Below are 22993 nucleotides of genomic sequence, written 5' to 3'. Positions count from 1 at the left end.
AACCTATAGAGGGGAGAAAAAATTATGAAGTCTACAGGAATTGTAAGAAAAGTTGATGAACTGGGCCGTGTTGTCATACCGATTGAATTGCGTCGTACACTTGATATTCATGAAAAAGATGCATTGGAAATTTATGTCGATAATGACAAAATTGTTTTGAAAAAATACACACCAAACATGACATGCCAAATTACCGGGGAAACCTCTGACGAAAACATGTCATTTGCCAACGGGAAACTCATACTTAGCCCTGAAGGGGCAAAAAATTTAATAGAGGAAATCCAGTCACGATTTAATAAATAAGGGTAGAAAGTTTTTGAACGGTTAGCGAGACGTAAAATGAAAATAAGTTAATGTGGTAAAAGGGGCTGACGCTTTACATCGCTAACGTTAGTCTCTTTTTTAATTGTTTACATGATACATTTGATAAACAGCTCGTTTTGCCATTTGCCGATCTTTGGCAACCTGTTTTATGGCCTCCTTATTATGCATCCCCACATTATCGATGTAATGATTAACATGTTCAATAACAGATAAGTGTCCCCACCATAGTTCCTTACTCGTATCCTTTTCATTGGTACCCCCTTCAACTACGATGCAAAACTCCCCTTTTAACTGCTTTTCCTCGAGCAAGCCGATAATCTCATCAACATTTCCTCTAGTATATTCCTCATATCGTTTGGTCAACTCTCTGGCAATGGCGATTTGCCGATTGCCAAGTACTTCTAGGATAGCTGCAAGCGTATCCTTGACCCGAAAAGGCGATTCATAAAACAACAATGTTGCCTGTAGTGACTGCAATCGCTCCAACTCGTTATGCTTTTCCTGCTTTTTTCTTGGTAAAAATCCGTAAAATAAAAATTCAGTTGATGGAAGTCCTGAACCAACTAAGGCACATAACGCTGCATTTGCTCCTGGTAAAACAACAACCGGAAAGTCCTGATTAATTGCTGTGCGAACAATCTCATATCCCGGATCTGACACTCCCGGCATCCCGGCATCACTTACGATTGCGATTGATTCACCATTTTCTAAACGAGCAATTAATTGTCCCTCCTTTGCTTCTTTATTGTGTTCATGATAACTCGTCAAGTGTGTTGCGATGTCAAAATGATTCAGTAGTTTTTTCGTATTTCTCGTATCTTCAGCGGCGATGATACTAACCGTACGCAGCACGTTTAATGCTCGATACGTAATATCCTCTAAATTGCCAATTGGGGTTGGGACAACATAGACTGTTCCTGCTTCCTGATTATCAAAGCTTTTTTGTATTTTCAACCCATACCACATCTTTCTTATTAAGACGTATTAATTGCTCTTTTTCTTTTCGGTCAAGCTGCTTAATCGCATATTCCTTTTGCATTGCTTCTTCCTTTGTTGGAAACCGCTCAATGAATTCAACCTGAAATGGACCCCGTCCTCTTGTATATTTTGCCCCTTTACCAGTTTCATGCAAACGTAATCGTCTTTTTAAATCATTTGTATAGCCTGTATATAACGTCCCATCTTTACATTTTAGTATATAGACAACATGTTCAAATTCCTCCATAAATGATTTCCTCTGCTTCTTTTGTGTATGTATTATCCGGGTTATAAATATATAACGGCGGCAGGATGGTCAGATCTGCTCTCCCATCACGGATTCCCTCAATTAAAAGCATATTAGCATCCCTGCCCATTTTTGGATAAACAAGCCGCATCCTTTTTGGCTCTAGCTTATAGTTGCGAAACAAGGTAATAATATCAACAAGTCGTCCCGGACGGTGAACCATTGCCACCTTACCACCAGGGCGAACGTGCAATTTACAAGCCTTCACCACATCCTCTAACGTACAGAACACTTCATGCCTGGCAATTGTTAAATAATCATTTTTGTTATACTCCGTTTTGGCCGGGGTACGAAAATATGGAGGATTACACGTCACAACATCAAAATTGCTTTGGCCAAGCTGGGGCTGCATTGCTTTTAAATCACCATGAGTCATTGTCACCTGTTCCTGCAGTCCATTCATTTGTACATTCCTGCTAGCCATGTCGAATAACCTCTCCTGTATTTCAACTGCTGTAATGTGTGCACGGGTTCTTCTTGACAGAAGCAGCGGAATAACTCCATTCCCCGTACACAAATCGAGAATACTGCCTTTTTTTAACGGAATAGAGGCAAAGTGTCCAAGCAAAACAGCATCCAACGAAAACGAAAAAACCGTCGGACTTTGAATGATTTTTATCGTTTCATCAGCTAATAAATAATCAAGTCGTTCATCATTATGTAATTCAACCATTTTCGGGATCCATCCTTATGACAGAAAAGCTGCCTCATGTGTCTTGGTAAGACATAGAGCCAGCTCGTACTTTTATTTCGTTTTGCTCAGGAAATCAAGACAAAAGATACAATCCTCATTCCTTCTGGGACTGCCGAATTCCAGGTTGCAAATATGAAACCCTTCCTCGTACAGTCTTGCCAGATTATCATATCCCTCGCCCGGTATATCCTTTGGTTGCTGTATGTCTCCGATCTCTCTCTTATCCTGCTTGCTTGTATTTAAGTGATTACGCAAATTATGATTTTCCATCGTTAGCCGCTGATTCTCTTCAAGCAAACTGCCCAACTCATTCTTTAAATCTCCAAGCTGTTCATACAATTCACCAATACGTTTCTCCATATCGGATACTTGGTCAAAAATTTGCCTTTTGCTCAACATTTTACACCCCACTATTCCGTGGCTTGTGCTGAAATGATTCCCTCTTCGATTAGTTCATCTAATGTATATTCAATAACACGCTCTTTCTCTGGAAGCTCAATATGGATGACACGCTCAAGGATGTTCAGACCAACCACTTTTCCGTTCCCGAACGGTGTTTTTATCATTTCTCCTAAATCAGGCAGTACGCGTTTAGCCGTTTCGTAATCATCGTTTTCGTACTTTAAGCAGCACATTAGCCTGCCGCACAATCCGGATATTTTTGCTGGATTAAGCGAAAGGTTTTGGTCCTTGGCCATTTTAATGGAAACCGGCTCAAAGTCACCTAAAAATGTCGAACAGCAAAGCATCCTGCCGCACGGGCCAATCCCGCCAAGCATTTTCGCTTCATCACGTACACCAATTTGTCTAAGTTCAATCCGTGTTTTAAACAATGCTGCCAAATCTTTGACCAAATTACGAAAATCAACTCGTCCATCTGCTGTAAAATAGAAAATAATTTTATTCCGGTCAAATGTATATTCCACTTCTACTAGATTCATATCCAGATTATGTTCCGTAATCTTCCTGGCGCACGTCTCGAAAGCAGTTTCTGCTTGTTGCTGATTTTCAACGACCGTTATTTTATCCTTTTCATCAGCTATCCGCATAACCTGTTTCAACGGAAGAACGACATCTTCCTCATCAACCTGTTTACTGGCAATCACAACCTTGCCAAACTCAATGCCACGTATTGTCTCGACAATAACGTAGCTATCTATATCAATATCATGTTCCCCAGGATCAAAATAATATATTTTACCCGCTTTCTTGAAACGGACACCAATCACTTCAACCACTATTTATCACCTCTGTATTTGAAGTGTAAGTTGTTCCATCACTAACGTCGGATGAACATTTTGCTTCAATTTTTGTTTCGCCTTTAAAATAGCATTTAAAATTGCCAGAACCTTCTCCTGTGAAAAGGCCATCACGAGGTCTTCCAGTTTATTGCTGGATTTAGCAAATACAACGGTCGCATCCTCATAGCCGATATGTGACAGGAGAATATCTTTAAAGGCTAATAGTAATAAATCCATACCATGCTCCTGCCCACTTCTCTCATTAAAGTGGGGCAGCCACTTACTATGGATGAACAAATAAACATCGTCTGGATTAGCTGCAAACGTTTCTACTAATTGTACCATTAATTTTCGAGCCTGTGCAAACCACTCATCTTCATTCCAGTGTATTGCTTCAGTCAAGTTATTAGTGAGCGCACTGAAAAGTCTGGCGTTCGCTTCCGGTATTCCTGATTCCATTAACTGTTGCTGGAAAAGTTGTGGATTCAATGGCTTTAAATCAAGTATTTGGCAGCGTGAGCGAATGGTAGGGATAATAGATTGACTATTTTCTGCCAGCATAATGGCTGTCGTTGCTTTATTCGGTTCTTCCAGGAACTTTAAAATACGGTTTGCTGCATTTAATGTTAACGTATCAGCTGCTTTGATAATATAGACCTTCCGATTGGATTCCAAACCTGAGTACATAAATTCCTTCTGCAGTTTATCAATTTGTTCCTTCTTAATTGATTGCCCTTCAGGCTCTATCCAAAGTACATCAGGGTGATTTTTCGATGCTATTCGCTGACACGCATTACAGGTTTGGCATGGTTCAACACCATCTTTATTGGAACAAAACACACTTTTAGCAAGCTGAAGTGCTATCTTCTCTTTCCCGGTTCCTCGTTCTCCGCTAATCAAGTATGCATGTGAAATTCGCCCTTTTTCCATACTATTCGTAATAATTTTACCTGCCAATGGTTGGATTTCCTTTATTTCTTCCCATGTTTTCATTGCTTTTCGTCCTTCAGTTCTAATTTCCGGAATGTTAGATATTTTAACAAAGTTAAACTGTACAAAAACTATATGATTGTACTTCCACTTTTTTCTTTATCTATATAAATTAATTAATAACCCTTTGATTTCTCCAATAATACCTAATAAATCAACCGTTTTTTTCTCTTGGCTCATCATTTCCTCGGTTAATTCAATTAATTTTTCATCTACCTTTTTGACGATGGTCAGTTTTCGACTTTGACTTGCTTCAAAGCTGTGTGATTTCTGCAGATGAAGACCACTATACACTGTTTCCTGTAAAAAACTCTTCACCATACGCTTGAATTTCACCAAGTCACGAAATGAACGAAAGCGGGCAAGCCTGTCTCCTTGCAGCGTAATGTCCTTCATTAATTGCTGAAGCTCCTGTTGCTTCAGTTTTTGCGTATGCGACTCCATGACACCGTCAAATGATTGCCTGCCATCTATATTATTTCGATTATTTTTAGCTGCGGAATCGATTTGTCCCCGCATTTCCTGGGTAATTTTCATTGGGATGACCCCTTTAATCCATATGTACGGAAGCGCAGTAGATCAAACCTGCTAATCGGGCGCTTCCGCTTTTGATCGTCTAGCTCCAGCGCCCAGCGGCTAGTGGACTTCCCTCACCTCCGTACGATAAGTCAACATCGCCTCGCTACGCTCACCGTGTTTCCTTTATCTCCTACGGCTCAGTCCAGTCCATACGCCGCTAAACGGGCGCTTCCGCTTTTGAAGTTAAAATTGAAAGAATGATTCGATTGGGAGGATGAATACGGTTGCTCCGCCTACTTCTACTTTGACCGGTTTTGGAATGTAGGAGTCGGCATTACCGCCCATTGGCGAAATTGGTGCTACCATTTGTTCCCGCTGTGAGCAATTATCCCGGATAATTTTAAGGGCCTCATCGACATATTCATCCTCGCAGCCAATCATGAGTGTTGTATTTCCTTCTTTAAGAAATCCGCCAGTTGTAGCAAGCTTTGTCGTTTTAAAGTTTTCTTCACCAAGTGCATCTACCAGACGGTTGGAATCCTTATCCTGCGTGACTGCAATAATCAGCTTCATTATTCAAAACCTCCTTTACTTATTGTTTTCTCTCAAATAAGAAACAATTTTGTCTTTTGCATCTAATTCCACCTGCTCAAGCGGCTGATCAGCATTGATCGTTGTAAAACGATCGGAAAACCTTGTTCTTAATATGTTATACGCCTCATATACTTGCTCATGAAAATGAATCGTTTCTAAATCCAATCGGTTCTTTTCTCTATTCTTATTCGCCGTAATACGCTGTAATCCCTTTTTTGGTTCGATATCAAAAAATAAGGTTAGATCCGGCATACAGTGATCAATGGCAAATTGATTGATCGACCATACCTCATCGATTCCTAATCCTCTTGCATATCCTTGGTAGGCAAGACTACTATCAACAAACCGGTCACATAATATAATATTCCCTTTTTCTAATGCTGGTAACACTTTTTCGACTAAATGCTGTCTCCGTGCTGCAGCATATAGCAATGCTTCTGTCCGACCATCCATTTCGGTGTTTAACGGATCCAGAATGATTCCCCTTATTTTCTCGGCAATTTCGATCCCGCCTGGCTCACGTGTGATGACTACAGCAAACCCTAACTGCTGCAGTTTATTTCCTAAAGAATGAAGAATGGTCGTCTTTCCGGCTCCTTCAACGCCCTCAAATGTTATAAAATGTCCGTTCACGTATTTTTCTCCTTTATCTGTCCGGTAAAAACACGGATACCCCTTGTTATATCTCGGTGTTGAATTGTAACACCTTGGATGATTAATTGTTCGATTATCTTGATATGATCTCCTGTAATCCGCTCGCCTTTCATGACTAGTGGTATTCCAGGCGGATATGGGATTACCGCTTCCGCCGCTACCTTGCCGATTGCCTGCTTAAGCGAAACGGTTGCTGTTTTATGCTGATTCATTTTCTGGTAAGGCAAGCTAAGCGTGCCCATTTTTTTGGAAAACATTTTTGTTATCTCTATTGTAGCATGACTTTCGATTATTTTTAATTGATCCATCACGCTTTTCATTACTTTCCGCAACTGCATAAGTTTTTCAAAGGGCTGCAGTCCATGAATAAATAACACCTGATTATGTGTAGCTAATTCCGGATAGATCCCGCCTTGTTCAAAATAGTGAGCTAATTCAAATCCAGTAAGCCCTGGTTTCACGCTTAACGTTAATTTAAGTGGGTCATCAAATTCAGTAATTGGTAAAAGATTCCAAAACCCACTTAAAGCAAAAGATTTTCTGACTTGCATAACACTCGTTTTCACAGCTTCTATGTCTGTTGGTGAAATGGATGCTAAAAATGATCGTGCTATATCCAATGACGCCATTAATGGATAGGAAGGGCTGCTTGATTGCAGCATTTGTAAATAATGGGCTATCCGATCTGCTGCAATTCGTTCCGTCTTCATATGTAAATAGGAGGCCATGGTCAGTGCCGGTGCCATTTTATGTGCTGATTGAACAACAATATCGGCACCAAGCTTTAAAGCAGACGGTGGAAATGGATCACCAAGTGAAAAATGTACCCCATGTGCCTCATCAATTAGTATGGGGATATTATAGGAATGAACCAAGTCGATCATCTGTCTTAGCGGATATGTTTTACCAAAATAGTCCGGGTAGGTTAAGACAACTGCCTTAACATCAGGATGTATTTCCAACGCCTGTTTAAGTGTATCAATGTCTGGGTGTGTAAAACGACCAACTGATTCATCATATAATGGTGCAATAAAAACTGGCATTGCACCAGACAACTCTAACCCATTGATAATTGATTTATGGCTATTACGCTGCACAATAATTTTTTCCCCCGCTGAACAAGCGGCGAGAATCATCGCCAGATTCCCCACTGTACTCCCACCGACAAGGAAAAAGGTCTGGTTTGCACCAAAAAAATTTGCGGCAAGTTGCTCAGCCTCAGCAATTACCCCATTAGGCGCATGCAGATCATCCAAACCAGTCAATTCGGTCAAATCAATCGGCAGAATATGATTGAATGTGTTTTTGGCATCATCAAGGAATATAGATCCATTTTTATGCCCTGGTACATGAAAGGAAATAGGGTGTTGTTCGCTAAATTGGATTAACCTTGCGTATAGTGGTGTATCTTGCTGATTTAGTTTCATGATTTTACGTCCTCTTTCTTTATCCTCCCCCAATATTAATCCAATAAAAAAAGCCTTTGCAAGTAAAAATGCAAAGACTACAAAAGCTTCTATTTTGTACAAGGCAAAGTGGGCAACGTCAAGCTCGGTCGCCTCCGCTTTTTGTACTTATGAGTGTAGTGTTGGTTGATTCATATTTTTTAACTTTTGTAGATAATAATGATATTTTTCTTCTCTTGGCTCTGTGTGAATCATGTTTCGTTCACATTCACAACAGATAAACATTTTGTATAAATGAATTCCTTTTTCTTTCTCTTCCTCACATATACCACAGCGTTCCATTGAAATAGTTTGTTTCATCTCCCCACCTCCGTTAGCTTAGTATCTCCTAATCTAACGAAATCTATACATGTAATCTGTAAAACTTTCTTATAGTTAACTATATGTTTTATTAGCCTGTTTGTTTCCATAAACAGGCCAAAAAAACCAGGCGTATACCATACGTCCCGGCTTTTTGCTTTTTATGAAATGATAAACAATTGGATCGCAGCAAGTGAGGCTACTCCAAACAAGCCTAAAAAACCTGATACGACAGTTGTAAATAGATTGATAGGTATATGCAGACCAATTGCCCCGCCAAACACGTTAAAGAAAAATAAAAACAAGATGCCAATCCCTAACTTCACCGTGCTGTGGGCGATAAAACGCATTGGCTTTGCAGGTGCCCCAACAATTAAAAGTAATACAATTAATGCAACCATAATGGAAATAACAACGGTTGAGCTCAAAACCTTCAACTCCTTCTCCTTGTCCCTTTCTACTATCTATGAAAGAAAACGAGGAAAAAGAACTGGAAACAAGCATTAATTATAGCGAATCGCGCTGATTTTCCGGTGACGTGCCTCCCGCAGTAAAAATAAATACTTTGCTTGAGCAAGATTCTCCCGATAGATACTTGTGTCCATTGGTTCGATACTCCTCTCAACAAGAGAGCGAATTTGTTTCCATTCTCGCTCCAGGGTAAAAATGGAATCCAATAGTTGTTCATCGATATCTTTTTTCTTTATTTTTTTACTCATGACAGTACCAAACTCCTACAAATGAGTCTACAAACATTTCAAGCGCTATTCTGCTCACGCCAGAGTAGGCCACGTCCGGCTCCAGCACCCAGCGACTAGTAAACTTCCTTCACCTCCGTACGATAAGGTCAACATCTGTTCGCTTTCAGCTCACCGTGTTTCCTTTATCTCCTACGGCTCAGTCCAGTTTATACGTCGCTAAACGGGCGCTTACGCCTTTGTTCACTACAAATCCCTTCTGCCTTCCAATGCCTTTGATAAGGTAACCTCATCTGCATACTCCAAGTCACCGCCGACAGGTAATCCATGGGCTATTCGCGTTGTTCTGATACCCGATGGTTTAACAAGACGGGAAATATACATCGCCGTTGCCTCACCCTCGATATTTGGATTTGTTGCTAATATTAATTCCTTCACTTCTTCATCTTTTAAACGATTAAGCAGATCGGGAATATTAATATCTTCCGGACCAATGCCATCCATCGGCGAGATAGCACCATGCAGGACGTGATATTTTCCATGAAACTCTTTCATCTTTTCCATTGCAATGACATCTTTCGGATCCTGAACAACACAAATAATCGACTGATCACGTGACTCGTCTTGACAAATCGCACAAGGGTCCTGATCGGTTATATGACCGCAAATAGAACAGTGTGTCAGTTCGCGTTTTGCATTGACTAATGAATTAGCAAAATCCATTACATCATCATCATTCATATTAATCACAAAAAAAGCCAGACGGACTGCTGTTTTTGGTCCGATCCCTGGCAGTTTTGTGAAACTATCAATCAATTTGGAAATCGGTTCTGGATAATACATTTAGTTGCCCCCTAGAACTAGAACATTCCGGGCATATTTAATCCTTTCGTGAATTGCCCCATTGTTTCGTTGGTTTTCTCGTCAATTTGTTTTAAACAATCATTAGTTGCTGCTAAAATCAGATCCTGCAGCATTTCTACATCATCTGGGTCAACAACTTCTTCTTTAATTTGCACATCGGTAATTTCTTTCTTTCCGTTCGCTGTAACTGTTACCATTCCACCACCGCTTGAGGCCTCAAAGCTCATTTCATAAAGCTCATCCTGTGCAGCCATCATTTTCTTTTGCATTTTTTGCATTTGCTTCATCATATTACCCATATTACCCTTCATGGAAAATTCCTCCTTTAAATTTACAGTTGTAGCGTTTAGCTCCCAGGGTTATAAGGCAGTAATACCCTGGACAGCTGCCTATGTTGCTAATCTTTTATCTCCAGCAAATCATCGCCAACCAGTTTTCTTGCCTCTTCAATTAATGGATCAGCTTGTTCTTCCAATTGCTGGTCGTTCGTTTGCTGTTCTTGCTGTTGAATATATTCACGGCGTAACTCTTGCCAATTATTATCCGGAATCGGGATAATTGTCAAATGTTTTCCGATAGCTTTTTCCAGTATAGATTCACTTGTCTCCCGGTGTTCAAGAAAAAGAGAACAGTGTATTTCATATTTGAATGCGACGACAAGCGCTTGGCTGGACGCCGCTGCCGGCTTACTATCCTGAATGGTTGCATGTGCCGGTGCGTTTGTCGCCTTTAAAGCGTTTAAAAACGCGGCCCACTCGGTTCTTACCTGTTTCAATGCCGGCTTTTCCGCCTCCTGTAAAACGGAACGAATTTTTTCATACGGAATTTTATAGCTGTTTTTCGTTTGTCTCGGCTGGGATCGCCTTGATACTGATTGTGCTGGTTGACTTACTACCTGGGCCGGTGATTCCCTTAGTGTCTTCAATTCCTGTTCCAATTGTTCCAATCGACTTGTAAGCTTGGCAACCGTTTCTGAATCATTCGTTATGACTGCTTGACTTGATCCACGATCGTTATTTACAATCGTCAATATCGCCATTTCAATAAACACTTTCGGGCTGTTCGACCACTTCATCTCCTGTTGACATTGGTTCAACTGGATGATTGCTTCCTGGATCCAGTTAGCAGCCACTTGATCTGCCAATTGCTTGAAATCATCATCGATCAACGCACGTTCCAAAATTCCTTCTAATGAAGGTGCACTTTGATAAAGCAGCAAATCACGCATGAAATAAATCAAATCAAAAACAAATCGTCCCGGATCTTTCCCTCGTTGGATTAATTCATCCAATATTTTTAATGACTGCTGAGCATCTTTTTCATGCATTGCTTTTACAATATTGGTCAAAAGCTTTTGCGAAACCCCACCCGTCACCGCTAACACATCAGCTAATTCCACACGATCGTCACTGTAAGAAATGGCCTGATCTAAAATACTTAATGCATCACGCATTCCACCTTCAGCAGCTAGTGCTACCACTTCTAATGCCTCTTGTGAAACCGAAATTCCTTCAGATTCTATAATTGTTTTCATCCGATCCACAATAGCTTGATTAGAAATCGGTTTGAAATCGAAACGCTGGCACCTTGAAATGATGGTTAATGGTATTTTATGTGGTTCTGTCGTTGCTAAAATAAATACAACATGCTTTGGGGGCTCTTCCAGTGTTTTTAATAAAGCATTAAATGCATTTACCGATATCATATGAACTTCATCAATAATATACACTTTATATGGAACAGAGCTGGAAGCATATTTCACCTTGTCACGTATCTCCCGAATATCTTCTACGCTCGTATTCGATGCAGCATCCATTTCGATAATATCAGAAATTGAACCATCCTGAATACCACGGCAGGATGCACATTCATTACATGGTTCTTTTATCGGTGCATGCTCACAATTGATCGTTTTTGCAAAAATCTTCGCTGCACTCGTTTTCCCTGTACCACGTGGACCGGAAAATAAATACGCATGCGAAAATTTTTGCTGCACAATAGCATTCTGTAAGGTTCTAGTAATGTGTTCCTGTCCAACAACATCTGCAAACGTTTTTGGACGCCAAACACGATATAATGCTTGATAGCTCATAACGAACGTTCCCCTTTGTCAATTCATTCTAATTATACCCGATTTAAGGGGCAGATGTGAACCATAACATCCGTTTTGCATCGAAATGCGCTCGACTTTTTCATCGTTACCGTTCAGTTGCTGAAAGTTCCCGGTAAAATGCATAAAGTTGGTGATCAAATGGTGAGATTCCCGATCAAGCAATATAAAATTCATCGATCAAAATAGCTAAAAACTACTCATCAAATAGGCTAGATACCGATGAATAAAAAGGCTGTATCAATGCCATTTCTGCCATTGATACAGCCTTTTCGATTATGTAAACCGTGCACCCATCGTCGATGAAACGTCCCTAAGCGTTACTTAAGTTCATGGCTCAGTCCAGGCTTCCCCACGGCACACAGAGGAATCCACTTACTGCTGCTTCCTTCCGGACCTGACAGGGTTCATGGGTCTCTGTTGCGCAGGACCTGAGACGTCAACACCAATCCCTTAAGGCAGACCTTAAAGTCGCCTCACCTTGGATGGGGATTCGGCCTCGCTATAGCGGATTGCGAGTACAGGGCACCGCTACCTCCCCACTTAGCACGGCATGTTTTATTATAAAGCGTTTTTAAGACAAATGCAATGGAAATCTATGGACAAGAACAGTAAACTTTATCCATCTCTACATTTGTTTTTTCTTATTACGTAATCCCCGGAAAAAGTCAGTCAATAACTGCCCACATTCTCGTTCCAATACACCCGCGGTTACTTCTGCCTGATGATTAAACCGGTTATCATCCAATAAATTCATTAATGTCCCAGCACAGCCCGCTTTTGGATCAGATGCTCCAAAGACAACACGGGCAATCCGTGACTGAACGATCGCACCCGCACACATTGGACACGGTTCGAGTGTTACATAAAGGGTACAATCTTCCAACCGCCAGCTGCCAATTTCCTGATTTGCCTGTTCAATTGCAAGCAATTCGGCATGTGACAACGTTAATTGGGATGTTTCCCGAACGTTAAATCCGGTAGCAATAACCTCCCCATGATAAACAATCACCGCACCAATCGGAACCTCACCAGCTTCTTGTGCTTGCAATGCCTGGTTCAGTGCTTCACGCATGTATTTTTCATCATCCATTATAAATCACCACGCAGGAAAAAAGTTTTAAATCTGTTTAATTAGGAAAAAAATAAACAAGAAACGAAAGGGGCATTGCTATGAACATTTCAATGGAAAACAGTGCTGTCTTGTTTATCGACCTTATCAATGACTTTAAATTTGAAGGCGGGGAACGATTACTTCACCACACAAAGGAAATTCTGCCAAATCTAAAAAGACTGAAGTCATTTGCCAAAGAAAATAATCTACCTGTTATTTATATTAATGATCATTACAATTTGTGGCAAGCGGATTTTCATAAAGTAGTAGAGTATTGCAGAAATGACGCTAGCCGTGAAGTAATTGATGCAATGAAGCCTGCTCCCGACGATTACTTTTTTATAAAACCGAAGCACTCCGCCTTTTTTCAAACACCATTGCAATCATTGTTAACCCATTTAAAAAAGACAAACCTGATTATGTCAGGAATCGCAGGGGATATTTGTATATTATTCTCGGCGAAGGATGCTTACATGTATGAATACTCCCTGCACGTTCCGGAAAATTGTATGGCATCCAATGAAAAACAAGGCAATGAATATGCCCTCTATTTAATGCGCACCGTGATGGATGCAAACACTGAACCAATTTAGCAAGCATATGGAAAGCTTCCTTCGCATATTTTGTAAGTAGAGTTAAAACGGAAAGGAGGAAGCTTCCTTGCAAATTTATGTCATAAAGTCAGGGGATACGCTTTATCAAATTGCCGATACATATGGCACGACTACTACAGCACTTATTGATGCTAATGAGCTTGATGCACCAAATGAGCTTGTAGTTGGGCAGGCACTGGTTATTCCAATTATTGGCCAATTTTATTTTGTCCAGCCAGGTGACACCTTATATGCAATCGCGCAAAGGTTTGGGATGTCCTATCAGGAACTGGCACAGATTAATAATATCCCGGCAGGAAATGTACTACAAGCTGGGTTCCGGTTATATATTCCGGAACAACCAAAGAGAGAAATCACATCCAATGCCTATATTGAACCTTATGGTGAAACCGTATCCCAATCATTAATTAATGCTGCAGAAAACGCTGCCCCATATCTCACCTATCTTGCGCCATTCAGTTATACGATTAACAGTGATGGTACACTAAACCCTCCACCATTGGACAACTTCAGACAAATAGCTGCAAACAATAATGCATCCTTAATGCTTGTCGTATCCAATCTTCAAGGAGGTGAGTTCAGCACGGAATTAGGCAGAACGATCCTGAACAACCAAACCGTACAAAATAATTTATTGGACAATATTATTGCAACTGCCAATGCTGGGGGTTACCGTGATGTCCATTTTGATCTGGAATTTTTGCCCCCGGAGAACAGGGAAGACTATAATACTTTTTTACGAAAAGCAAGGGACCGCCTGCATGCTAACGGGTTGTTGCTGTCAACGGCCTTAGCACCAAAGACAAGCGCAACACAGCAAGGAGTAGTGTATGAGGCACATGATTACGCAGCACATGGCGAAATTGCCGATATGGTTGTGTTAATGACGTATGAGTGGGGGTACAGTTATGGACCGCCAATGGCAGTATCACCGATCAATCAAGTGCGTAACGTAGTCAACTTCGCCTTAAGTGTTATGCCTGCTGATAAAATTTTGCTCGGTCAGAATTTATACGGCTATGATTGGACATTGCCATTCGAACAAGGCGGTGAACCAGCCAGGGCGATTAGTCCGCAGCAAGCAATAACAATTGCACGTGAGCAGAATGTGGCAATTGAATACGATCAGGAATCACAAGCACCTTTTTATCATTATACGGATGATCAAGGGAATCGTCATGAAGTCTGGTTTGAAGATGCTCGTTCGATCCAAGCTAAATTTGACCTCATTAAGGAATTAGGACTGCGTGGAATCAGTTACTGGAAGCTTGGGTTACGTTTTCCGCAGAATTGGTTGTTGCTTGCTGATAATTTTACAATTAGGAAAGCGGGACCATCGTCATAAAACCGATTAAAAATCCCCAAAGCTTTTAACGTTGGGGATTTTTGTTGGTGTTGCCCGGTTTATTGTTGATGTTTCAACTTTTACTATTGATATTCTGTGTTTTACTGTCGATGTTTCAATTTTTACTATTGATATTAAACATCATTATTTCAGCAGATTCAATGCTTCCCGATTAAATGCCGGGATATCATCGGGCTGGCGGCTCGTTACTAATTGATTGTTACAAACGACTACTTCCTCATCCTTTACATATGCACCTGCATATTCCATATCCACTTGAATGGATTTGTATCCCGTAGCTGCACGACCTTCCAGGGACTTCGCTGTAATGAGCAGCTGTGGTCCGTGGCAAATCGCAAATACCGGCTTTTTGACATCCATAAAATGCTTGGCAAACGCGACAAACCGGTCATCCGCACGTAATTGATCCGGTGAAAAGCCACCCGGGATAAACAACGCATCATAGTCATCCGGATTTACATTGTCAATACCTTCATCAATTGTAACCGTTACTTCATTATTTTTTCCAGTTACTTCATTACCTTTCTGCTTTTCAATTGTCACAACTTTATGTCCGGCATCCGTAAATGCTTTTGCTGGTTCTGTATATTCTACATCTTCAAACATGTTTGTCAGAACCGCTGCTATTTTCTTTGCCATTTTTTATCCGCTCCTCTTTAAAGATGATACATAACGGGTTTTCCCCTGGATACATAAAATAAAACATAGTTAGTCTATTCCCATTAATTGGCGCAAATCATCCTCGTTTGTTATCAAATCATTTATCGTATATTGATCAAGCACATGCAGGAAGGCTTGCAGTGCCTCGTTTAAAGCATGCTTTAATTTGCAGGCAGGTGAAATCACACAATAGTTGTTCTTATGATCAAAGCATTCCAGCAGGACAAAATCATTCTCCAGCTGACGTACAACCATGCCGACATTAATTTCTTCAGGTCTTTTAGCAAGACGTATCCCGCCATTCCGACCTCTGACAGTTTCTAGTAAGTCTAGTTTATTCAATTCAAAAACGATTTTTCCTAAATGATGCTGGGATATTGAGAACGTCTCGGAGATTTCTTTTATACTAGCAAGCTCCCCTTCATGCTTCATTCCTGTAAAAATAAGTACTCGCAATGCATAGTCTGTATATTTTTTTAGATTCATTGTCATGCTCCTTGTAAATAATTTCACAAAACTGTAACAGTATTTCCCTTTTACCCTATTGATACAGTGCTAATAGTTATTATACAATAAACATGTATTTGAAATACATGTTTAAAAAATAAAAGGAGTGCTTTGCTTTGACAACACAAGCTACAACAGGGTTAGAAAAGGATACTAGGGATATTGTAAAAGCTACTGTACCGATTTTGCAAGAACGAGGGGATGAGATCACCAGCAGATTTTATCAGCTTATGTTTGAAAATCATCCCGAATTGAAAAATATCTTTAACCAGACGAATCAGCGAAAAGGCGATCAATCAAAAGCACTGGCAAACACAGTGTACGCTGCTGCTGCTCACATTGATCAGCTGGAGGACATTTTACCACAAGTAAAACAAATTGCACACAAGCATAAAAGCTTGAATATTAAACCAGAGCATTATCCAATCGTGGGCAAACATTTATTATTAGCGATGAAAGATGTGTTGGGGGACGCAGCTAGTGATGATGTGATCAACGCATGGGAAAAGGCTTATGGTGTTATTGCTGATGTGTTTATTGAAACAGAAAGACAAATGTATCAGGAAACGAAAAATAAAGTTGGCGGCTGGGTGGATTTCCGTGATTTTAAGGTTGTCGATAAGATAGTTGAAAGTGATGTGATTACATCCTTCTATTTGGAACCAGCCGATGGTAATCCGTTTCCGATCTACCAGCCAGGACAATACATTACGGTTAAAGCGGAAATTGAAGGCGAGCCGTATACACATTTGCGACAATACAGCCTTTCATGTGCACCTGATGAAGGTGTATACCGAATCAGTGTTAAACGCGAGGATGCCCATGGGGAGTTGCCGGCGGGGATCGTATCCAATTATTTGCATTCCCAGATTGAAAAAGGAAGCATTTTGCCAATTAGCGCCCCATCCGGTGACTTTACACTCAATCAACAGGACACAAGACCACTTATTCTAATTAGCGGCGGGGTTGGCTTAACACCGATGATGAGTATGCTCGAAGCTACAATCAAACAACAACCGGAACGTGAAATCTATTATATCCATGCAGCGCAAAATGGAAATGTACATGCGATGAAGGAAGTTGTTCGTAATCTGGCTAGCGAACATGAACAAATCCATGCTTATACAGTATATGATAACCCGTCCCCTGCCGATGAAAATTTCTATGACAAAGATGGGTACATTGATTATGAATGGTTGACATCGATTCTCCCGACAAATAATGCCGATTTCTATTTTTGCGGTCCAAAAGGGTTCATGCAAGCCATGTACAGGACGTTAAAGCAATATCATGTGGCTGAGAAGGATATTCATTTTGAGTTTTTCGGACCAGCCCAAGCTATTACAGCATAAAAAACGATAGGGTGCCAGTAATAACAGGCTGGCACCCTTTTCTATTACTCTTCTAATGTTGATGTATCCCCAGTTGGCAAGCCAAGCTCCCATGATTTTAACAGGCGGCGCATGATTTTACCACTGCGCGTTTTTGGAATGGAGTCCTTCACCTCTAATTCACGAGGTGCTGCATGGGCACTTAATCCAGTTTTAATAAACTGGCGGATTTCCTCCAGTAATTCAGGTGAATTTTCATAACCCTCATTTAACGTAATAAACGCTTTAATGATCTCACCACGCTCTGGATCCGGTTTGCCGATAACACCTGCCTCCGCAACAGCAGGATGCTCAATTAGTTTGCTTTCTACTTCAAACGGTCCTACACGTTCACCAGATGTATTAATTACATCATCCAGTCTGCCCTGGAACCAAAAGTAGCCGTCTTCATCCTTATAGGCACTGTCACCGGAAACATACCAGCCATTTATAAAATAACTCTCATATTTTTCTGGGCGCTTCCAGATTTTGCGCATCATCGAAGGCCAGCCTTGTTTAATAGCCAGATTTCCCATTTGATTTGGTGGTAATTCGTTTCCTTCATTATCAACAATCGATGCTTCAATTCCTGGAATCGGTTTACCCATTGAACCTGGCCGTATTTCCAGTGCAGGGAGGTTACAAATGAGCTGTGCCCCCGTTTCAGTCATCCACCATGTATCGTGAATCCGCAAATCAAAGGCCTTCAAGCCCCACGTGACTACTTCCGGATTGAGCGGCTCGCCGACACTCATCACATGACGTAATGAAGATAAATCATATTTTTTCACAACGTCTTCACCGGCACTGACCAACTTCCGTAATGCTGTCGGTGCCGTATACCAAACGGTTACATTGAATTTATCCAAGGTGCCATACCAGTCATCAGGGGTGAAACGGCCACCACGAATTACATTTGTCACACCTTTTAACCAAGGTGCAAAAATGCCATAACTTGTACCGGTTACCCAGCCCGGATCCGCTGTACACCAATAAATATCATTATCTTTTAAGTCCAGCACCCATTCAGCAGTAGCATAATGCTGGATCATCGCATTATGTACATGATAAACGCCTTTTGGTTTACCAGTTGAACCGGATGTGTAATGGATAACCATCCCATCCTCCAAATCAACCCATTCGATTGCAAAATCAGTTGATGCACGCTTCATTTCACTAGCATAATCAATGTATTTGTCTGAGGTTTCATTATGGTCCCCAACAAGCACAATTTTCTGCAAATCCGGTAAATCTTCCTGTGGAACGCGTTCCAGCAATTCCGGTGTTGTAATCAGTATACTTGCTTCACTATCCTGCAATCTGTCCCGAACTGCCTGTTCCATAAATGCTTCAAATAGAGGTCCGGCAATAGCACCTGTTTTTAAAATGCCAAAGAAAGCTACATAGAACTCCGGACTTCTTGGAAGAAATAGAAAAACACGATCTCCCTTTTTAACGTCATATTTCTTTAATACATTGGCAAATTGATTACTTTGTTCACTTATTTCACCAAATGTCATTTTCTCTTCCCGATCTGGTGAAGAATATAGTAAGGCAAGCTTATCCTTTTTATTTGGATCCTCGGCATGCCGGTCAATTGCCTCATACGCAATATTTACTTTTCCTGTTTCATTCCAGCTGAAATTCTTTTTCATGTCCTCCCACGAAAAATTCTCGCGTACTTTTTCATAGTTTTCTAGATTGTAATTACCTGCTCGTGCAGGTACTCGCTTCATATCCATCCAATCACCTCGTTTGTAAATTTGAAATCGGTTACAATACCTGTTGTAAGTATAGTTTATTTTCAAACTGCAAAAACATGCAGCCTGAAAATTATTCAAACATTTCGCTAACTGTTTTCTATTTTAGAACATTTTGTGACATTTTTAAAGTGATACACTAAAATAAAAATAAATAACTGTCCTATCAACTGATGGACAGTTTTTAAGCAAAGCAGCAAATTGCTTATATTTTGATACGCCCCCGGCAGGAATTGAACCTGCGACACCCAGTTTAGGAAACTGGTGCTCTATCCCCTGAGCTACGGGGGCAACTAAATCGACAGTAATTATTATACAAAAAGTAATGCGAAATGAAAAGCATAACATCCCTTTTTCCACATGGAATACAAACTTCATATATGATAAAATGAACTACATCTGCTAAGCCGTGTCGGATTGGAGGGGAAGGTATGGCGGAGGTTCCGTTCATTGCAATCGAAGGACCAATTGGAATTGGCAAGACATCCCTTGCACAAAAGCTTTCGGTCCATTTTGATTATCATTTACTAAAAGAAATCGTTGAAGAGAACCCGTTTCTCGGCAAATTTTATAAGGATATCGACGAATGGAGTTTTCAAACGGAAATGTTCTTCCTATGCAATCGATATAAACAACTGGAAGATATTGAACACAAATACTTAAAACAAAACAAGGCAGTCATTGCCGATTATCATATTTCCAAAAACATGATTTTTGCGAAACGTACGCTGCATCAGGATAAGTTTGATAAATACGAACAAATTTATCATATACTGACGAAAGATATGCCTGTTCCGAATATGATGATATACTTACATGCAAGTTTGGATACGATTTGGGAACGCATCAAACAGCGGGGTCGGGATATTGAACAAAATATGAAATCATCCTATCTGGCCCAGCTTGCACAGGACTATACCGATTATATGGATGAATTTGAGATACTTCATCCGGAGATTCCTGTCATTCGAATCGATGGGGATAAACTCGACTTTGTTAAACATCAGGATGATTTAAATGCCATTATTAAGCAAGTGGAGCGCCATCTTCACGGCAATCAGGCAATATCGAAACATTGAAGGAGCATACCAAACATGAATTTACGTGAAAAATATCTTATTCCGAATGACAGCATTATTACAATTGCCGGGACAGTGGGGGTTGGTAAATCCACGATGACCCAAGCACTTGCGAATGCCCTTAATTTTAAAACTTCCTTTGAAAAAGTTGATACAAACCCGTATTTGGAAAACTTTTATGCTGACTTTGAGCGCTGGAGCTTTCATTTACAAATTTATTTTCTTGCTGAACGTTTTAAGGAACAAAAGAAAATATTTGAATACGGCGGTGGCTTTATACAGGATCGTTCCATTTATGAAGATACAGGGATTTTTGCCAAGATGCATTACGAAAATGGCACCATGTCGAAAACCGATTATGAAACGTATACCAATCTGTTTGAAGCCATGGTAATGACACCGTACTTTCCGCACCCCGATTTGTTAATTTATCTGGAAGGATCACTGGATGAGATTCTGGAACGAATCCACGACCGCGGACGGGAAATGGAGAAAAACACGCCTATCTCCTATTGGGAAGAAATGTACAAACGTTATCAAGACTGGATCAACAATTTCAATGCTTGTCCAATTTTACGCATTAATATTTCTGACTATGATTTATTGAAAAAGGAAAAATCCATCGAGCCCATTCTGGAAAAGATTGGGCATTTTATTCAACAGTCACGCCGATGGAAATCCAGGGAATTGATTAAGTAAAAGAAAACGGGGGATACGTAGCTATTCCTCGTTTTCTTATGTTAGATATTCTCTTTCCCTACTGAATTTTTCGATAAACGGGGATGTTAGTTTGAAAGAATAAAAAGATACACCTTAAATAAAAAAAGTGCATAACAAAATAAGCCTCAAATCCAAGGCTTTATTGGCATATATTGTAAAATATAATTACTAAGTTTTTACACCTTTATCAGTTACTTGATAGCCTAAAGTTTCCAAGTATCGAATAGCCATATCTTCTGTAATTTTTGGTGAATAAGTCTGTTTGGGCTTGGAATCGATTTGATATAATTCTTCGTTAAATGGCTCATTTTTATCAAGCATATGGTAAATGCAAATAAGCAGTTTATGGGCAATGGCGATAATTGCTTTTTTGTGACCGCGACGTTTTTTAATTTGATGATAACGATTTTTGAAGTAAGGAAAGTCCTTACTCTTAATGGCAGCATTGGCACATTGAACCAATAAAGGTTTGATATAAACGCCAGCTCTTGAAACACGGACAGATTTTTTCTTTCCGGCACTCTCATCATTTTGAGGTGTTAATCCGGCCCAGGAGCTGATATGTTTCTGAGAAAGGAATGCAGACATATCGACACCTATCTCACCAAGAATGGCAATGGCTGTAAAAATATCTTTAATACCTGGCATGGATAAAAGTATTTCGATTTGTGGCAAGTAAGGCTGAGATAATTTCAAAACGACGGATTCAATATCCGCAATATGTTTCTTAATATTATCCATATGTTGAAGGGACACACGCATTTTATCAGCTTGTGGTTTGGTTAAATTTCCTTGAATGGATTTGGTGATGATATCCGTTTTGTCTTTCATACTTCCGTGCAGCATCTCAGAAACATCAAAATTGGTGTCATCCGGATCATCCAGAATATGATGAATGATTTTCATGGAACTTACACCAAACGTATCCGAAACCACACTGGAAATCATGATATTAGAGACAGTCAAGGAGTTTTGAACTCGATTTTTTTCGCTGGATTTGAAATTAATAAGTTTGAACCGATATCGCATCAAATCACGAATTTGGCGAATTTGTAATGGCGGTATAAAACTGCCGGGAACCAAACCGTGCTTGTGCAGATCGCAAAGCCAAACGGAGTCTTTCACATCGGTTTTCTTCCCGCGAATGCCCTTCACATATTTTGGGTTGGCAACAACAACCTGACAGTCGTGTTCTAACACATTAAACACAGGATGCCAGTACTTCCCGGTAGATTCCATACAGACATGGACGCAAGATTGAGATTTTAACCAATCTAGAAGATGGTGTAGATCTTCCGAGAAAGTGGAAAACTTTCTGGTCTGGTACTCGGTAACTCCTGATTTGGTTGTTATTCCAACAGTTGCCACAACAAACTTTTTGTGGACATCAATTCCACAGCAAATTGGGTGAACAATCCTTAGCATATACACATCCCCTCGAAAGTTTATAGTGGATAAGGCAGACATTGACTGTTTGCCGCGGAATAAACAGGAATTGTTTATACAAGGATTAGTTTACGTGCTCGGTGGCACACTTATTTGTGCTTGAAAAAGCAAACGGCACATCTTATTATTCGGGCAGTATATACTGACACCACTCACCCCATCGTGCTCTGTAGTGTATCTGCCTATCCATCTATAATTATAACATTTAATATTTTGGGGGAGAGAATTACTTTCATTAAGATTTGTGCCTTGAGCACAGCGAAAGGAATGGTACTTATTATGATCAATATGATACTCACACCTGTAACTGCAACCCATTTAATTGGAACATCGAAAATGGAGAGCGGTAAAATCGTAAAGCTAAATAAGGAAGAAAGGTTCATTCTCCACTGCGCCTTCGCTGTTATATAATTTACCTTACTGCAATAGGGACAACGTTTTTTGATACGAAACATTTTTCTAATGGAATTCCCATACGTCCATTTACGATGACAATGTTGACATGTGGGCATAATTGGCTCACCGCCTTTCACTTTGGCAGATAAGAAACCAACATGGCTCCGCATTCGCGCAGCCACCATCTATGATGAAAAAGAATTTCTAGCCTGGATAGGAGGT

The 22993-nt window shown here is 40.3% G+C and carries 28 protein-coding genes, 1 tRNA gene and 1 other RNA gene; 6 read left to right on the top strand and 24 right to left on the bottom strand.

From position 1 onward, the window contains the following. Window positions 1–24 precede the first annotated feature (24 nt). Entirely contained in the window at window positions 25–303 is a 279-nt protein-coding gene (locus CZ382_RS13640; RefSeq protein WP_088051754.1) for an AbrB/MazE/SpoVT family DNA-binding domain-containing protein, read from the top strand. A gap of 99 nt (window positions 304–402) precedes the next feature. Here the strand turns inward: CZ382_RS13640 and rsmI are convergent, their stop codons facing one another. The 18 genes from rsmI to tadA form a co-directional block, all read right to left on the bottom strand. Beyond that, entirely contained in the window at window positions 403–1290 is an 888-nt protein-coding gene (gene rsmI / locus CZ382_RS13635; protein ID WP_088051753.1) for a 16S rRNA (cytidine(1402)-2'-O)-methyltransferase, read from the bottom strand. Next, complete coding sequence (locus CZ382_RS13630; protein ID WP_088051752.1) at window positions 1256–1549, bottom strand: GIY-YIG nuclease family protein; 294 nt, start codon at window positions 1547–1549, stop codon at window positions 1256–1258. The genes rsmI and CZ382_RS13630 overlap by 35 nt, the downstream gene beginning before the upstream one ends. Next, window positions 1536–2282: a tRNA1(Val) (adenine(37)-N6)-methyltransferase gene (locus CZ382_RS13625; protein ID WP_088051751.1), complete on the bottom strand. Its 747-nt coding sequence runs from the start codon at window positions 2280–2282 to the stop codon at window positions 1536–1538. Before CZ382_RS13625 ends, CZ382_RS13630 begins: the two co-directional genes overlap by 14 nt. 72 nt (window positions 2283–2354) lie before the next feature. Next, window positions 2355–2699 carry a DNA replication initiation control protein YabA gene (gene yabA, locus CZ382_RS13620; protein ID WP_088053473.1) on the bottom strand — a complete coding sequence of 115 codons (345 nt, stop codon included), beginning with the start codon at window positions 2697–2699 and terminating at the stop codon, window positions 2355–2357. Between the two features lie 14 nt (window positions 2700–2713). Then, entirely contained in the window at window positions 2714–3541 is an 828-nt protein-coding gene (locus CZ382_RS13615) for a PSP1 domain-containing protein (protein ID WP_088051750.1), read from the bottom strand. Window positions 3542–3547: 6 nt separating this feature from the next. Beyond that, window positions 3548–4537 carry a DNA polymerase III subunit delta' gene (gene holB / locus CZ382_RS13610; protein WP_088051749.1) on the bottom strand — a complete coding sequence of 330 codons (990 nt, stop codon included), beginning with the start codon at window positions 4535–4537 and terminating at the stop codon, window positions 3548–3550. Between the two features lie 96 nt (window positions 4538–4633). After that, window positions 4634–5071, bottom strand: a complete 438-nt coding sequence (locus CZ382_RS13605) for a YaaR family protein (protein ID WP_088051748.1) — start codon at window positions 5069–5071, stop codon at window positions 4634–4636. A 225-nt stretch (window positions 5072–5296) separates the two neighbouring features. Further along, window positions 5297–5626, bottom strand: coding sequence for a cyclic-di-AMP receptor (locus tag CZ382_RS13600; protein ID WP_088051747.1), 330 nt, complete (start codon window positions 5624–5626; stop codon window positions 5297–5299). Between the two features lie 15 nt (window positions 5627–5641). Beyond that, on the bottom strand, window positions 5642–6280 hold the full coding sequence (tmk, locus tag CZ382_RS13595) for a dTMP kinase (protein ID WP_088051746.1): 639 nt from the start codon (window positions 6278–6280) through the stop codon (window positions 5642–5644). Beyond that, entirely contained in the window at window positions 6277–7728 is a 1452-nt protein-coding gene (locus CZ382_RS13590; RefSeq protein ID WP_088053472.1) for an aminotransferase class I/II-fold pyridoxal phosphate-dependent enzyme, read from the bottom strand. The genes tmk and CZ382_RS13590 overlap by 4 nt, the downstream gene beginning before the upstream one ends. Window positions 7729–7875: 147 nt before the next feature. After that, window positions 7876–8067: a sigma factor G inhibitor Gin gene (locus CZ382_RS13585; protein ID WP_088051745.1), complete on the bottom strand. Its 192-nt coding sequence runs from the start codon at window positions 8065–8067 to the stop codon at window positions 7876–7878. Window positions 8068–8228: 161 nt separating this feature from the next. Next, a complete protein-coding gene (locus tag CZ382_RS13580; protein ID WP_088051744.1) occupies window positions 8229–8495 on the bottom strand; it encodes a pro-sigmaK processing inhibitor BofA family protein in 267 nt (88 codons plus the stop codon). Window positions 8496–8570: 75 nt separating this feature from the next. Next, the gene (locus CZ382_RS13575) at window positions 8571–8786 is read right to left on the bottom strand and encodes a YaaL family protein (protein ID WP_088051743.1); all 216 of its coding nucleotides are present in this window, start codon (window positions 8784–8786) and stop codon (window positions 8571–8573) included. A 225-nt stretch (window positions 8787–9011) separates the two neighbouring features. Beyond that, window positions 9012–9608 carry a recombination mediator RecR gene (recR, locus tag CZ382_RS13570; protein WP_088051742.1) on the bottom strand — a complete coding sequence of 199 codons (597 nt, stop codon included), beginning with the start codon at window positions 9606–9608 and terminating at the stop codon, window positions 9012–9014. Between the two features lie 17 nt (window positions 9609–9625). After that, entirely contained in the window at window positions 9626–9940 is a 315-nt protein-coding gene (locus CZ382_RS13565; protein WP_088051741.1) for a YbaB/EbfC family nucleoid-associated protein, read from the bottom strand. An 86-nt stretch (window positions 9941–10026) separates the two neighbouring features. Beyond that, a complete protein-coding gene (dnaX, locus tag CZ382_RS13560) occupies window positions 10027–11721 on the bottom strand; it encodes a DNA polymerase III subunit gamma/tau (protein ID WP_088051740.1) in 1695 nt (564 codons plus the stop codon). Window positions 11722–12024: 303 nt separating this feature from the next. Next, window positions 12025–12291, bottom strand: an RNA gene (gene ffs / locus CZ382_RS13555) — signal recognition particle sRNA large type. Between the two features lie 76 nt (window positions 12292–12367). Then, window positions 12368–12832, bottom strand: a complete 465-nt coding sequence (gene tadA, locus CZ382_RS13550; protein WP_088051739.1) for a tRNA adenosine(34) deaminase TadA — start codon at window positions 12830–12832, stop codon at window positions 12368–12370. 80 nt (window positions 12833–12912) lie between these two features. On the opposite strand from tadA, the gene CZ382_RS13545 reads away from it, so the two are divergent. Together CZ382_RS13545 and CZ382_RS13540 are read left to right on the top strand one after the other, a co-directional pair. Further along, complete coding sequence (locus tag CZ382_RS13545; RefSeq protein WP_088051738.1) at window positions 12913–13446, top strand: isochorismatase family cysteine hydrolase; 534 nt, start codon at window positions 12913–12915, stop codon at window positions 13444–13446. 67 nt (window positions 13447–13513) lie between these two features. Then, on the top strand, window positions 13514–14812 hold the full coding sequence (locus CZ382_RS13540) for a LysM peptidoglycan-binding domain-containing protein (protein WP_088051737.1): 1299 nt from the start codon (window positions 13514–13516) through the stop codon (window positions 14810–14812). A gap of 144 nt (window positions 14813–14956) precedes the next feature. On the opposite strand, the gene CZ382_RS13535 is transcribed toward CZ382_RS13540, so the two are convergent. Together CZ382_RS13535 and CZ382_RS13530 are read right to left on the bottom strand one after the other, a co-directional pair. After that, on the bottom strand, window positions 14957–15472 hold the full coding sequence (locus CZ382_RS13535) for a type 1 glutamine amidotransferase domain-containing protein (protein ID WP_088051736.1): 516 nt from the start codon (window positions 15470–15472) through the stop codon (window positions 14957–14959). 69 nt (window positions 15473–15541) lie between these two features. Then, window positions 15542–15979 (bottom strand): RrF2 family transcriptional regulator, encoded by a 438-nt coding sequence (locus CZ382_RS13530; RefSeq protein ID WP_088051735.1) that lies wholly within the window; start codon window positions 15977–15979, stop codon window positions 15542–15544. Between the two features lie 137 nt (window positions 15980–16116). On the opposite strand from CZ382_RS13530, the gene hmpA reads away from it, so the two are divergent. Next, window positions 16117–17352, top strand: a complete 1236-nt coding sequence (gene hmpA / locus CZ382_RS13525; RefSeq protein ID WP_088051734.1) for an NO-inducible flavohemoprotein — start codon at window positions 16117–16119, stop codon at window positions 17350–17352. Between the two features lie 44 nt (window positions 17353–17396). On the opposite strand, the gene acsA is transcribed toward hmpA, so the two are convergent. Together acsA and CZ382_RS13515 are read right to left on the bottom strand one after the other, a co-directional pair. Further along, window positions 17397–19112 (bottom strand): acetate--CoA ligase, encoded by a 1716-nt coding sequence (gene acsA / locus CZ382_RS13520; protein ID WP_088051733.1) that lies wholly within the window; start codon window positions 19110–19112, stop codon window positions 17397–17399. Between the two features lie 236 nt (window positions 19113–19348). Continuing rightward, window positions 19349–19421: transfer RNA gene (locus CZ382_RS13515), tRNA-Arg, on the bottom strand. Window positions 19422–19561: 140 nt separating this feature from the next. Between CZ382_RS13515 and CZ382_RS13510 the strand changes: the two genes are divergently transcribed. Together CZ382_RS13510 and CZ382_RS13505 are read left to right on the top strand one after the other, a co-directional pair. Then, on the top strand, window positions 19562–20209 hold the full coding sequence (locus tag CZ382_RS13510) for a deoxynucleoside kinase (RefSeq protein ID WP_088051732.1): 648 nt from the start codon (window positions 19562–19564) through the stop codon (window positions 20207–20209). 15 nt (window positions 20210–20224) lie between these two features. Beyond that, entirely contained in the window at window positions 20225–20908 is a 684-nt protein-coding gene (locus tag CZ382_RS13505) for a deoxynucleoside kinase (protein WP_088051731.1), read from the top strand. Window positions 20909–21097: 189 nt separating this feature from the next. Here CZ382_RS13505 and CZ382_RS13500 read toward each other — a convergent pair whose 3' ends face one another. Next, window positions 21098–22354: an IS110 family RNA-guided transposase gene (locus CZ382_RS13500; RefSeq protein WP_088051730.1), complete on the bottom strand. Its 1257-nt coding sequence runs from the start codon at window positions 22352–22354 to the stop codon at window positions 21098–21100. A gap of 203 nt (window positions 22355–22557) precedes the next feature. Further along, on the bottom strand, window positions 22558–22887 hold the full coding sequence (locus CZ382_RS24815; RefSeq protein ID WP_407701323.1) for a TIGR04104 family putative zinc finger protein: 330 nt from the start codon (window positions 22885–22887) through the stop codon (window positions 22558–22560). Window positions 22888–22993 lie beyond the last annotated feature (106 nt).

This window comes from Virgibacillus dakarensis (assembly GCF_900155625.1).
In the GTDB taxonomy this organism is placed as follows: domain Bacteria; phylum Bacillota; class Bacilli; order Bacillales; family Amphibacillaceae; genus Lentibacillus_C; species Lentibacillus_C populi.
The sequence above is the reverse complement of the archived record's forward strand: the minus strand, read 5'-3'. Positions and strand labels throughout refer to the sequence as shown.